The 12,102-nt window shown below is 71.3% G+C and carries 11 protein-coding genes; 7 read left to right on the plus strand and 4 right to left on the minus strand.

Going from position 1 to position 12,102, the window contains the following annotated elements:
* Nucleotides 1-352: 352 nt before the first annotated feature.
* Genes WBN91_RS36705 through mnmA form a run of 3 tightly spaced genes read left to right on the plus strand, consistent with a single transcriptional unit; the run spans nucleotide 353 to nucleotide 3,989 of the window.
* A complete protein-coding gene (locus WBN91_RS36705; protein ID WP_337728931.1) occupies nucleotides 353-1,726 on the plus strand; it encodes an MFS transporter in 1,374 nt (457 codons plus the stop codon).
* On the plus strand, nucleotides 1,726-2,901 hold the full coding sequence (locus WBN91_RS36710) for a cysteine desulfurase family protein (protein WP_337728930.1): 1,176 nt from the start codon (nucleotides 1,726-1,728) through the stop codon (nucleotides 2,899-2,901). The genes WBN91_RS36705 and WBN91_RS36710 overlap by 1 nt, the downstream gene beginning before the upstream one ends.
* Nucleotides 2,902-2,906: 5 nt before the next feature.
* Nucleotides 2,907-3,989: a tRNA 2-thiouridine(34) synthase MnmA gene (gene mnmA / locus WBN91_RS36715; RefSeq protein ID WP_337728932.1), complete on the plus strand. Its 1,083-nt coding sequence runs from the start codon at nucleotides 2,907-2,909 to the stop codon at nucleotides 3,987-3,989.
* A 21-nt stretch (nucleotides 3,990-4,010) separates the two neighbouring features.
* Here the strand turns inward: mnmA and WBN91_RS36720 are convergent, their stop codons facing one another.
* Nucleotides 4,011-4,871, minus strand: a complete 861-nt coding sequence (locus WBN91_RS36720; protein ID WP_337728929.1) for a serine/threonine dehydratase — start codon at nucleotides 4,869-4,871, stop codon at nucleotides 4,011-4,013.
* Nucleotides 4,872-4,888: 17 nt separating this feature from the next.
* Nucleotides 4,889-5,389 carry a DUF6584 family protein gene (locus tag WBN91_RS36725; RefSeq protein ID WP_337728928.1) on the minus strand — a complete coding sequence of 167 codons (501 nt, stop codon included), beginning with the start codon at nucleotides 5,387-5,389 and terminating at the stop codon, nucleotides 4,889-4,891.
* A 41-nt stretch (nucleotides 5,390-5,430) separates the two neighbouring features.
* Between WBN91_RS36725 and WBN91_RS36730 the strand changes: the two genes are divergently transcribed.
* Complete coding sequence (locus tag WBN91_RS36730) at nucleotides 5,431-6,606, plus strand: hypothetical protein (RefSeq protein ID WP_337728927.1); 1,176 nt, start codon at nucleotides 5,431-5,433, stop codon at nucleotides 6,604-6,606.
* 66 nt (nucleotides 6,607-6,672) lie between these two features.
* A complete protein-coding gene (locus tag WBN91_RS36735) occupies nucleotides 6,673-7,059 on the plus strand; it encodes a hypothetical protein (RefSeq protein WP_337728926.1) in 387 nt (128 codons plus the stop codon).
* Here the strand turns inward: WBN91_RS36735 and paaI are convergent.
* Together paaI and WBN91_RS36745 are read right to left on the minus strand one after the other, a co-directional pair.
* Complete coding sequence (paaI, locus tag WBN91_RS36740) at nucleotides 7,056-7,442, minus strand: hydroxyphenylacetyl-CoA thioesterase PaaI (protein WP_337728925.1); 387 nt, start codon at nucleotides 7,440-7,442, stop codon at nucleotides 7,056-7,058. The genes WBN91_RS36735 and paaI overlap by 4 nt on opposite strands.
* Nucleotides 7,443-7,513: 71 nt before the next feature.
* On the minus strand, nucleotides 7,514-8,848 hold the full coding sequence (locus WBN91_RS36745) for a cellulose binding domain-containing protein (protein WP_337728924.1): 1,335 nt from the start codon (nucleotides 8,846-8,848) through the stop codon (nucleotides 7,514-7,516).
* A gap of 204 nt (nucleotides 8,849-9,052) precedes the next feature.
* Here WBN91_RS36745 and WBN91_RS36750 point away from each other — a divergent pair, with 204 nt between their 5' ends.
* Nucleotides 9,053-10,063, plus strand: a complete 1,011-nt coding sequence (locus tag WBN91_RS36750) for a methionine synthase (RefSeq protein ID WP_337728923.1) — start codon at nucleotides 9,053-9,055, stop codon at nucleotides 10,061-10,063.
* An 85-nt stretch (nucleotides 10,064-10,148) separates the two neighbouring features.
* On the plus strand, nucleotides 10,149-11,987 hold the full coding sequence (locus WBN91_RS36755) for a glycoside hydrolase family 9 protein (RefSeq protein WP_337728922.1): 1,839 nt from the start codon (nucleotides 10,149-10,151) through the stop codon (nucleotides 11,985-11,987).
* Nucleotides 11,988-12,102: the final 115 nt, after the last annotated feature.

The following is a 12,102-nucleotide window of genomic DNA, read 5'->3' on the forward strand; positions in this document are numbered from 1 at the left end:
CCGGGAAATCTGTGGTAGCCCTTCGGGCAGGCCATACGGTGGGGGAACCGAGGCCCTCCACTTGTAGCTAGGGCTACCGCGCGCTCCGCGCGCGAAGACCGCGCTGCGCGCGGAAAGCCGTGAGGTGGGGCGACCGACAATCCGGCGACATGCGACCGGCTGGCCACTGCTCGCTACTGGCTTGCTGCTCACGCTCGCGCATGCGGTCGCTGCCCGACCGCTGCCCGACCGCCAGCCGCCGACGTCTGCCATCGCCCGCCGCTCCGCCTTGCCCACTCCGTCGGTACGGGCGTGCCAGATTCGCGTCATATTGCCTTGACCTCGACCTGGCTAGAGGTTGAACCATGTACCGGTGACCTCGACTGAGCAGCGCGAATCGCCCAAAGGTGAGCTGTGGACCGCCGAACGGCGCGGTCCGACGCTCGGCATCATCCTCCTCGTCACCCTGCTGGCGTTCGAGAACATGGGCGTCAGCACCGCGATGCCCCGCATGGTCGCCGAACTGGACGGCAACGAGCTCTACGCCTGGCCGTTCCTGTCCTTCCTCGCCGCCAGCGTCATCGCGACCGTCCTCTCCGGCCGCCTGAGCGACCTGCGCGGACCGCGTCCGAGCCTGCTGGTCGGGCCCGCGCTGTTCCTGGTCGGCCTGGTCGTCGCGGGGACCGCGCAGGAGATGGGTCAACTGATCCTCGGCCGCGTCCTCCAGGGACTGGGCGGCGGGGCGCAGGTGGTCGCGGTCTACGTGCTGATCGCGCTGGTCTACCCCGAGCGCTCGCGGCCCGCCGTGTTCGGTCTGCTCGCCAGTGCCTGGGTGGTGCCCTCGCTGGTCGGTCCCGCGTTGTCCGGCTGGCTGACCGAGGCCTTCTCCTGGCGGTGGGTGTTCCTGGGGTTGGCGCCGTTCGTGCTGGTCGGTGTCCTGCTGCTGGTGCCGGTTCTGCGCAACCTCCCCGCGCACACCCCCGACCAGGGCACGCGCAAGGGACTGCCGCTGGCGGCGGTCGCGGCCGGGGCGGGTGTGGTCGGGTTGAGCTGGGCCGCGCAGCACCCGAGCGGGGTCAACCTGCTGGTCGGGGTCGCCGGGATCGCCGTCCTCGTGCCCGCGTTGCGCGTCCTGCTGCCCAAGGGCACGCTCCGGGCCAAGGCGGGTCTGCCCGCGACCATCCTGTCCCGCGGCCTGCTCGCCGGCTCGTTCTTCGCGGCCGAGGCGTTCATCCCGCTGACGTTGACCTCCGTGCACGGCTACTCGGCGATCTGGTCCGGCATCCCGCTCACCCTCAGCGCCCTGGGCTGGTCGTCCGCCGCCTGGTGGCAGGGCCGCAACCCGCACATCCCGCGGGAGAAGCTGGTCCGCTGGGGTTTCGTGCTCAACGCCACGGGCATCGCGGGCGTGACGCTCATCGCACCTTCCTGGGGGCCGGCGTGGCTGACGCCCGTCCTGTGGGCGGTCGCCGGCGCCGGCATGGGGATCGCGATGTCGAGCCTGAGCGTGCTCACGCTGGGCGCGTCCACCGACGTCGACCGGGGTTTCAACTCGTCGGCGTTGCAGATCAGCGACATGCTCGGCTCGGCGCTGCTGGTCGGCCTGGGCGGGGTGCTGGTGTCCACGCTCGCCTCCACCGCCGCGCCGACCGCCGCCGTCGTGCCGTTCGACCTGCTGATGGCCGCGATCGCGGTGCTCGGTGCCGTGCTCACGCGGCGGCTGGGCAGGGCTACCCTGGAAGACTGATGGCCTACTTCGACCATGCCGCCACGACACCCATGCTCCCCGAGGCGATCGAGGCGATGACCAAGGCGTTGTCCACCACGGGCAACGCCTCGTCGCTGCACACCTCCGGCCGCAAGGCGCGGCGCGCGGTCGAGGAGGCGCGGGAGGACATCGCCGACGCGCTCGGCACCCGGCCGTCCGAGGTGATCTTCACCAGTGGCGGCACGGAGAGCGACAACCTCGCCGTCAAGGGCGTCTACTGGTCGCGCCGCACGGACCGCCGCCGACGCGTGGTGGCCTCCAGCACCGAGCACCACGCCGTGCTGGACACCGTGCAGTGGCTCGCCGACCACGAGGGCGCCGAGGTCACCTGGCTGGAGCCCGACCGGCACGGCCGCATCCAGCCCGACGCGCTGGCCGAAGCGCTGGGCGACGACGTGGCCCTGGCCACCGTGATGTGGGCGAACAACGAGGTCGGCACGATCAACCCGGTGCCCGAGCTGGCCGCCCTGGCCGCGCAGGCCGGTGTCCCGTTCCACACCGACGCCGTGCAGGCCGTCGGGTCGGTGCCGGTGGACTTCACGGAGTCCGGCGCGAGCGCGCTGACGCTGACCGGGCACAAGCTGGGCGGACCCTACGGTGTGGGCGTGCTGCTGCTGGGCCGGGACGTCGCCACCACGCCGGTGCTGCACGGCGGTGGCCAGGAGCGGGACGTGCGCTCGGGCACCCTGGACGTGCCCGCGATCGTCGGCCTGGCCGCGGCGGTGCGGCACGCGGTCACCGAGCAGGTGGCGCACGCGGAGGAGCTGGCCGCCCTGCGCGACGAGCTGGTGGCGTCGGTGCGCCGGGTCGTGCCGGACGTGGTGCTCAACGGCGACCCCGTGCACCGGCTGCCCGGCAACGCCCACCTGACCTTCCCCGGCTGCGAGGGCGACAGCCTGCTGATGCTGTTGGACGCCAAGGGGATCGAGTGCTCGACCGGCTCCGCGTGCACCGCGGGCGTCGCCCAGCCCAGCCACGTGCTGCTGGCGATGGGCGTGGACCCGCTGCTCGCGCGCGGGTCGCTGCGGTTCTCGCTGGGCCACACCTCGACCCTGGACGAGGTGCGCGAGCTGGCCGAGGCGATCGGCCCGGTGGTGGAACGCGCCCGCACGGCGGGCATCGCGGGGATGAAGCGGACGAAGGCGGGGGTGTGACCGGGATGCGGGTGCTGGCGGCGATGAGCGGCGGCGTGGACTCCGCCGTGGCCGCGGCGCGGGCCGTGGCGGCGGGGCACGACGTGACGGGCGTCCACTTGGCCCTGTCGGCCAAGCCGGGAACGCTGCGCACCGGGGCGCGCGGGTGCTGCACGATCGAGGACGCCCGGGACGCCCGGCGCGCCGCCGACGTGCTCGGCATCCCGTTCTACGTCTGGGACTTCGCCGAGCGCTTCACCGAGGAGGTCGTCGAGGACTTCGTCGCGGAGTACGCCGCCGGCCGCACCCCGAACCCGTGCCTGCGCTGCAACGAGCGCATCAAGTTCGAGGCCCTGCTGGACAAGGCGATCGGCCTGGGCTTCGACGCCGTCTGCACCGGCCACTACGCCCGGCTGTCCACTGTGGACGGACGGCTGGAGCTGCGCCGCTCGGCCGACGACGGCAAGGACCAGTCCTACGTCCTGTCCTCGCTGACCAACGAGCAGCTCGCGCACGCCATGTTCCCCTTGGGCGACTCGACCAAGGCGGACGTGCGGGTGGAGGCGGCGGCGCGGGGCCTCCAGGTCGCGGAGAAGCCGGACAGCCACGACATCTGCTTCATCCCGGACGGCGACACCCGCGGCTTCCTGACCAAGCGCCTGGGCGAGCAGCCCGGCGTGCTGGTCGACGACGAGACCGGCGCGGTGCTGGGCCGGCACGTGGGCGTGCACGAGTTCACCGTGGGCCAGCGCCGGGGCCTGGGCATCGACGCGCCCGCGCCCGACGGCCGGCCCCGGTACGTGCTGTCCCTGGAGCCGGTGAGCGGCACGGTGCGGGTCGGGTCGGCGGAGAAGCTGGCGGTGACCGAGATCGTGGCGCGCACCCCGGTGACCCGCATCCCGTTCGACGGCCCGGTGGAGTGCGTGGCCCAGGTCCGCGCCCACGGCGGCCTCGCCCCGGCGGTGGCCGAACTGGTGGACGGGCAGCTGAAGGTCCACCTGCGCGAGCCGCTCAGCGGCGTGGCCCCGGGCCAGGCGGTGGCGGTCTACCGCCCGGACCCGGCCGGCGACCTCGTCCTGGCCAGCGCCACCATCGACACCACCCGCTGAGGCCGGCCGGGAACGTCCGGCTTACGGCGTCCAGTCGGTGTTCGCCCCGCACAGCACCACGCACGCCGTCCCCGGCACGCGCCCGTGCAGCCACGCCGCGAAGGGCACGGCCGCCGCGGGTTCGACCGCCAGCCGGAACTCCTCCCACAACCGGTCCCGTGCCGACAGCAGCTCGGCCTCGCTGACCAGCACCGACCTCACCCCCGACGAGCGCAGCACCCCGAACGGCACATCACCCACCCGAGTGGCGCCCAACGCGGACGCGGCCACCGAGTCGACCGGTGAGTCGACCGGCTCGCCCGTGACCAGCGCGTTGTGCACGCAGCAGCACCCCTCCGGCTCGACGGCCACCACCCGCACGCCGGACAGGGCCGTCCCCGCCGCCAGCCCGCCACCGCCGGCGGCCACGGCGATGACGTCCACGTCCGGGGCCTCCTCGACGACCTCCAGCGCCACGGTGCCCTGACCCGCGATGACCGCCGGGTCGTTGTAGGCCTCCACGTAGTACCCCGGCGCGGACTTCGCGGCGACCACCGCCTCCGCGTACGTCGCGCCCGACCGGATGAGCTTCGCGCCCGCCGCCTCGATCCGCCGGACCTTGCCCTCGGGCGCGCTGACCGGCACGTACACGGTGGCCTGCGTGCCCAGCAGCTTCGCGGCCATCGCCACGCCCAGGCCGTGGTTGCCGCCCGACGCCGTGACGACCCGGTCCGGGACGCCGGCCAGCAGCAGGGTGTTCACCGCCCCGCGCAGCTTGAACGAGCCGGTCAGCTGGAGGTGTTCGAGCTTGAGCACGAGCGGGCGGCCGTCCACCGACACGCGCCACAGCGGGGTGCGGCGGATGTGCGGGCGGATGCGGTCGGCTGCGGCGGTGACGTCCATGTCACCAGGATGCGCGATCAGCCGGCGAACCACCGGTACACCCACACCACGACGGTCACCGCGCCGATCACGAAGCACAGCAGCACCACCACGAGCCCGAGCAGGACCAGGACGTTCGCCGGCCACGACGAGTCGCGGTCGTCGGCCACCGCCAGCCGTGCCCGCAGCTCCTCCGACACCGCCGAGCGCAACGCCGCCAGCCGGACCCGCGCGGTCTCGGTGGTGTCCTCGCCGCCGACCCAGTTCAGCGCGGCCAGCCGGGCCTGCGGCGTGCGGTAGGCGCGCTCGAACGCCGCCACCTCCGCCTCGACGCGGTGCTCGGACAGGTAGCTCCAGCGGCCCGCCTGCGCCGCGTCGCCGAGCACCCGGTACACCGCCGCCAGCCGCTCGCGCAGGTCCAGCCGGTCGGGGTAGGTCGCGACCAGCCCGGAGAGCCGCTGCCGTGCCTTCAGCACACTGGCCAGATCACCGCGTTCCAGCTCCTCGGCGGCCTTGCGCAGCGTCAGCTCCACCGGCATGAGGCTCATGGTCCCAGCCGACGCAACCGTAGGATCGCCGGGTGATCGGGGTGTCCGTCGTCGCCTTCGGCCTGGCCTGGTGGCTGGGCCTGTACCTGCTGGTCCGCGACCCGCGCAAGCCGCTGCTGCACCGGACCGCGGCCGGTCTGCTGGCCTACGCGGCGGCCCTCGCGCTGCCGGTGCCCCCGGTCGTCCTGGCGCTGCCCGCGATCGCGTGGACGGGCGCGATCACGTGCTGGCTGCCGGAGCGCCACGACCGGTGGTGGCGGCTGTCGGCGGCGCCACTGGTGGTGGCGGCGTGGTTCTTCCCGCCGGTGGTGCTGGTGCCGCTGGCTGTGGTGCTCGTGCTCTACCTGCGGGAACATCGGACGCTGGTGGGCGCGGCTTCGCTGATGTTCCTGCTCGGGTCGGGCGCGGTGCTGCTGAACTTCGTGCCGACCGTGTGGCTGGTGGCGGCGATCGGCGTGGACCTCATGCTGTTCGGCGTGCTCGTGGCGGTCCGGGACGCGTTCGACGAGGGCGAGGCGATCCGCGCGGACATGGTGCGGTCGCTGCTGGTGTCGGCGGGCATGGCGGCGGTGTTCGGCGGGCAGGTGGCGTTGTTCCTGGACGACCGGCTCGCGCCGCTGCTGTTCGGGACGGTCGCGGCGGCGGTCGCGCTCCAGGTCCTCGCCAACCCGCTCGCGGCCGTCGTGGACCGGGTCGCCGTGCCGGAGGTCGCCGAGGAGCGGGCCGAGCTGCGCGAGGCCGCCGACGCCCTGCCGCGCCGCGCGCCGCTGGCTCCCGACGCGGATTTCGTGAAACTGACCCGGCGGGCGCTGAGCAGTTACGGCGACCTCGGGAAACTCGTGGCGAGCCCGTTGACGGAACTCCCGGTGATCTCGCAGCGCCTGGCCGCCCGAGGTGCGCCCGACCAACCGCTGGAACGCGCGGCGGAATTGAAGTCGTTGTTGTGGGAGAGCATCCAGCGGCTCAAGCCGAAGGACGGCGACTTCGGCACCAGCGACGAATGGCGGCACTACAACGCCTTGTATTTCTACTACGTGGTCGGAATCCGGCCGTATTCACGGCGCACGAAACGCGAAGACCTCGACCCGGACGCCCGCAAAGCGCTTGCGTGGTTCGTCAACCAGGTCCCCGAGCGGACCCTCCACAACTGGCAGAACGCGGGGGCGAAGTTGGTGGCCGCAGACCTGTCCGTGCAGGTCGCGGGCTGACAACTGGCAGCCGTTGGCAGTGTTTGACGTGGTGCCGGCAGTGTTCCCCGGCCTAACTTCTGGGCCATGACGACGACTCAGGTTCGCAACGACAGTTTCCTCCGCTTCGCACTCAAGCTCGACGGTGTCGCCTCGGGCGGGTTGGGGCTCATGGCCCTTCTGATCGACGCACCACTGGGATTGCCGCGCGGTCTCGTGCTGGGGCTCGGCGCATTCCTCGTCGCTTATGGCGTGGGTGTTTTCTTCCTCGGCACGCGGCCCGTCCGGGCACTCATCGGCGTGGTGGTCGTCGGAAACTTCGTGTGGGTGGTGGACAGCTTCCTGACCGCATTCGCCGGATGGTTCCCGGTGACCGGACTGGGGGTTTTCATGATCGTGGCCCAGGCCGTGGCGGTGCTCGGTTTCATCACCCTGCAAGTGATCGGACTGCGCCGCGCGGCTCAGCCGGTCTAACCCTTGAGGGTCCGGCTCCGGCCGCGGAACTCCGCGACCACCTCGTCCCCGCGGCGCACGGTGATGTCGTAGATCCCGCTCCGGCCGCGCCGGACCCTCTCCACGGCGGTGGCGACCAGCTCGTCACCCAGCCGCACCGGCACCAGGAAGTCGATCTCCGCCTGCGCCGCGACCGTCACCGACCCGGGACGGTTGCAGGCGCAGGCGAACGCCGTGTCGGCGAGCAGGAACACGTACCCGCCGTGCGCGATGCCGTGGCCGTTGATCATGCGGTCGGTGACGGTCATGGTCAGGGTCGCGGACCCGTCGGAGAGGTCGAGGGCCTTGATCCCCAGCGCGGTCGACGCGGCGTCGTTCGCGAGCATGTCCGCTGGTCCGTTCATCCCCGCACCTTATGTTCGGTTGACGGGGGTGGCGTCGCAGGGTCGCCACCCCCGTCGAACCCGCGGGGTCGCTACGCGGTGAACCCCTTGAACAGGGTGGTGAACTCGTACTGCGACTGGGGGATGCTGCTGCACGTCGGCGAGATGCCGCCGCCGGGGCACGACCCGTTGTCGCGGCCCACCGACCAGAAGCCCAGCAGGCCGATCCGGTTGGTGTTGGCCCAGTTCACCAGCTTGCGCGCGTGGTCCTGGGTGAAGACCTTGCCGTTGAAGTTGCGGCCGATCATCGGGGTCACGCCGAGCAGCCGCTTGAGTTCCGCGTCGGACTTGGCGGGCCAGATCTGCTTCATCTGCCGGAGCGAGCTCTCCGCCGCCGCGATCACGGCGTCGCCCCAGTCCGGCTTGGACGTGCCGAACTCCATCGTCATCGGGTTGACCAGCACCGTCAGGCCCTTGGCGGCGGCGTTCTGGAGGATCTGCACCGAGTACGGGTCCATGCCGTAGTCGTCGCCCTGGACGCGCATGGTGTAGCTGATGGACGTGCCGCGCTCGGTCTGGAGCTTCTTCAGCGCGGTGTTGACCATGTCGTGCGGGATGGTCGCCTCGACGTCCACGTCCAGGTGGTTGCTGCCGACCGCGTCGAGCACCTTCTTGTACGCGCCGAGCAGGGCGTCGGCGGTCGAGCACGTGTACTCCAGGTACGGGCCGGCCGCGCCGCCGGTTGCCACGATCACGTCACCGCCGAGCGCCTTGAGGGCGCGGACGTCGTTGATGATCCGGCTGTCGTTGAGCGGGATCGTGCCGCCCCACGACGGGTTGCAGCCCGAGCTGTCGGCCAGGGCGAAGGCCAGCGTGAACACCTTCTGGCCGGTCGCGCGTGCCACCGACTCCAGTGACGGGGTGGGCATCGTGATGTCGACGTACGGGGCCGACTTGATGCTGCCCGGGGGAGGAGTCGTGGTGGTGGTCGTAGTGGTGGTGGTCGTGCTGGTGGTGGTTGTTGTCGTGGTGCTGCCGGCGCAGGGTTGGCCGTTGAGCTTGCAGTTGGTGGGCAGGCCGGTGCCGTTGACCAGGAAGCCGAACGACGTGGACGCGCCGGCGGCGACGTTGCCGTTGTACTCGCGGTTGGTGAAGGTGTGGTGGTTGCCGCTGCTGGCCAGGGTCGCGTCCCAGTAGGAGCCGGGCGTGGTGCCGGCGGGCAGGTCGAACTCCAGCTTCCAGCCGGTCAGCGCGGTGCTGCCGGCGGTGATCGTGTACTTGCCCTGGTAGCCCGAACCCCACGCGGAGTCCTGGGCGAACACGGCGGTCGGGCTCGGCGCGGCGCCCGCCGGGGCGGCCGGCAGCAGGCCCGTGGTGACGACCGCGGCGACGCCCGCGGCCAGGGCGGCGAGAACTCTGTTCGGCATTGAACGTGCTCCCGTGACAGGGGGACGGGTGGAGGTGGTGTGGGAGCGTGGGGCGCGGCACGCCCCCACACCACGTCGTGTGCGGCGCCGTCGCAACTGTCAGCACCGACACAGTGACGGTAAGTGGACTGGACCACCGCGTCAATGGGTCTAGACCTTTTCGGTCCGGACCGGGTCGGCGCCCGGGGTGGGAGACTGTGCGGCGTGGAACACGCACCCTGGTCCGAAGGCAGCGCCACCGGCATCGGCTCACTGCCCGGGACGGACCCGCTGGAAGCCGCGCGGGTCGTGCTCGGCGAACTGCCCACCCTTCCCCACCTGCCCGAACTGCCCGCACGCGGTGTCGGCGCGGACGTCATCGGCCGCACCGCCGCGCTGCTGGTCGACCTGCCGATCGAGATCGTCACCTCCGGCTACCGGACCGCCTCGCACGTCGGCAAGGACCACCGCCGCGCGGTGGACCTGTTGCGCCGCGACCTCGACGCGTTCGAGGAGGCCGCGGACGGCCTGACGCCCTCCGTGGTCAAGGTGCAGGCGGCCGGGCCGTGGACGCTGACGGCGGGCATCGAGCTGATGCGCGGCCACCGCGTGCTCACCGACAAGGGCGCGCTGCGCGAGTTCACCGCGTCGCTGACCGAGGGCCTGGCGCGGCACGTCGCCGAGGTGGGCAAGCGGACCGGCGCGAAGGTCGTCGTGCAGCTGGACGAACCGTCGCTGCCCGCCGTGCTGCGCGGCCTGCTGCCCACGCCGTCCAAGCTGGGGACGGTGCCCGCCGTGCCGGAGCCCGACGCGCGTGCCGTGCTCCAAACCGTCATCGAGGGCGTCGGCGCGGACGTGGTCGTCCACTGCTGCGCACCCCGCCCACCGCTGACGTTGCTGCGCGAGGCCGGCGCGAAGGCGATCGCGTTCGACGTGACCGCGCTGGACGAGGGCCTGTGGGACCAGGTCGGCGAAGCGTGGGAAGAGCGCACGACCCTGTTCCTCGGCGTCGTGCCGAGCACCGACCCGGGCCGACCGCTGAAGCTGCGCGACGCGGCCAAGCCCGCGCTGGACCTGGTGGACCGCCTGGGTTTCCCGCGCTCGATCCTGGCCACGCACGCCGTGCCGACCCCGACGTGCGGCCTGGCCGGCGCCACGGCGTCGTGGGTCCGGCGGGCCCTGGGCCTGACCCGCGACCTGGGCAAGGCCTTCGTGGAACCCCCCGAGGGCTGGTAACCGCCCCGGCCGGCGGCTAGTCTCCCGAGCTATTAGGGAAGGTTCTTTACTAAGGCCACCGCCGCCGGCCTGGAGCGGAGGTTCCATGCGGTTCCCACGGTGGGCGACGGCGCTGGCGTTGGTGGGATCGGTGACGACGGCGCTACCCGCGCACGCCGCACCGGCCGGGCACGTTCGGCTGGACCAGGTCGGGTACGGGACGGCGGAGAGCAAGCAGGCTTATCTGCTCGCGAAGTCCGCCGTCGACGGCCGTTTCACGGTGGTGGACTCCGGCGGTGGTGCGGTCCTGTCGGGCAGGCTCGGCGCGTCGCTGGGCGGGTGGAGCGCGAAGTTCGGCGCGGTGCAGCCGATCGACTTCACCGCCCTGACCAAGCCCGGCACGTACCGGATCAAGGCGGCCGGCACCACCTCGCCACCGTTCAAGATCGGTGCCGACCTGTTCTCCCCGGTCACCGACCGTACGGTCGAGTTCTTCCAGGCGCAGCGCGACGGCGCGGACGTCATCCCAGGCCGGTTGAACCGCAAACCGGCGCACCTGACCGATCGCACGGCGACCGTGTACGACACCCCGGTCTTTCGTGGCGACGGCGGCGACGAGTTGGCCGAGCCTCTCAAGTCGTTGGGGGAGGAGGTGGATGTCGAGGGTGGCTGGTTCGATGCTGGCGACTTCGTGAAGTTCACCCATGCCACTGCGTACTCCACGGCGTCCTTGCTGTTCGCTCATCGCGCGGAACCCAAGGCTGCACTGCGGGCTGAGGCGGAGTTCGGTCTGCGGTGGCTGGACAAGGTGTGGGATGCCGAGAAGGGCGTTCTGTACGCGCAGGTCGGCATCGGGACCGGAAGTGAGGAACACGGCTTCCTGGGCGACCACGACGTGTGGCGGCTTCCCGAGGACGACGACAGGCTGGACGTGAAGCCGGGCGATGAGAAGTACTTCATCAAGCACCGGCCCGTGTTCCGTGCGAACAAGCCTGGGGAGAAGATCAGCCCCAACCTGGTTGGTCGCGTGACGGCGTCGTTCGCGTTGGCGGCTCAGCTTGAACGCGACCCTCGCAAGGCGCGCTGGTACCTGGAGCAGGCGGCGTCCCTGTTTGCGCAGGCCAAGACGGCGGATGTGGGGGAGCTCGTCACCGCGTTCCCGCATGCGTACTACCCGGAGAGCTCTTGGGTGGACGACATGGAGTTTGGTGCTGCGGAGTTGGCTCTGGCGGGGAAGGCTCTGCGTGACCCTCGGGCTGAGCGGTGGGCCAGGGAGGCCACGCACTGGGCGGCGGTGTACCTGGGCGGTGGTGATGCGGACACGTTGAACGTCTACAACACCAGTGCGCTGGGGCATTTCGGGTTGGTGAAGCTGTTGCGGGCGGGTGTGCCGGGGGCGGAGGTCACGCAGGAGCTGGTGATCGGGGATTTGCGTCGTCAGCTTCAGTCCGGGGTGGACAGTGCTCGCACTAGCCCGTTTCGGACGGCGGCCAGTGTGACGGAGTTTGACGTGGCTACGCGTAGCTTCGGGTTTGCTGCTACTGCTCGGTTGTACCGGGGGTTGACCGGGGATCGGGCGTTTGATGCTTTTGGGGTGCGGCAGCGGAACTTCACGTTGGGGGCGAATGCTTGGGGGACGAGTTTGGTGATTGGGGTGGGTGCTCGGTTCCCCGAGTGTCCGCATCATCAGGCTGCGAACTTGGCTGGTGACCCGGATGGAGGGTCGCGGGTGTTGGCGGGTGGGGTGGTCAACGGGCCTAATGCGGCGGAGTTGTTTGCGGATTTGGGGGAGATGCCGGCGGGGGCGGTTCCTTGTGCCAAGTCGTATACGAAGGAGTTCGACTCCGTGGGGTCGCGGTTTGTGGACGAGTTGACGTCGTGGCCCAGTTCGGAGCCGGCCATCGACTTCACCGCTACCGCAGTCTTGGCCTTCACTCTGTCCTGACCTCCGCACGCAGCACGGCTTCCGCCCGTAGCGCGCTTCGCGCCGAAGGCGCGAGCCGAAGCGGCTAGCGACCACGGGAAGGGCCTCGGTTTCTTTCCCCGTCCGGCCTGGGCGA

The organism is Saccharothrix sp. CCNWYY140, assembly GCF_037401995.1.
In the GTDB taxonomy this organism is placed as follows: Bacteria; Actinomycetota; Actinomycetes; order Mycobacteriales; family Pseudonocardiaceae; genus Actinosynnema.

What these genes read in the sequence shown, in the direction of transcription:
- WBN91_RS36710 (WP_337728930.1), top strand. Translation starts at nt 1,726, where the DNA reads ATGGCCTACTTCGACCATGCCGCCACGACACCCATGCTCCCCGAGGCG.
- mnmA (WP_337728932.1), top strand. Translation starts at nt 2,907, where the DNA reads ATGCGGGTGCTGGCGGCGATGAGCGGCGGCGTGGACTCCGCCGTGGCC.
- WBN91_RS36720 (WP_337728929.1), bottom strand. Translation starts at nt 4,871, where the DNA reads ATGGACGTCACCGCCGCAGCCGACCGCATCCGCCCGCACATCCGCCGC.
- WBN91_RS36725 (WP_337728928.1), bottom strand. Translation starts at nt 5,389, where the DNA reads ATGCCGGTGGAGCTGACGCTGCGCAAGGCCGCCGAGGAGCTGGAACGC.
- WBN91_RS36735 (WP_337728926.1), top strand. Translation starts at nt 6,673, where the DNA reads ATGACGACGACTCAGGTTCGCAACGACAGTTTCCTCCGCTTCGCACTC.
- paaI (WP_337728925.1), bottom strand. Translation starts at nt 7,442, where the DNA reads ATGAACGGACCAGCGGACATGCTCGCGAACGACGCCGCGTCGACCGCG.
- WBN91_RS36745 (WP_337728924.1), bottom strand. Translation starts at nt 8,848, where the DNA reads ATGCCGAACAGAGTTCTCGCCGCCCTGGCCGCGGGCGTCGCCGCGGTC.
- WBN91_RS36755 (WP_337728922.1), top strand. Translation starts at nt 10,149, where the DNA reads ATGCGGTTCCCACGGTGGGCGACGGCGCTGGCGTTGGTGGGATCGGTG.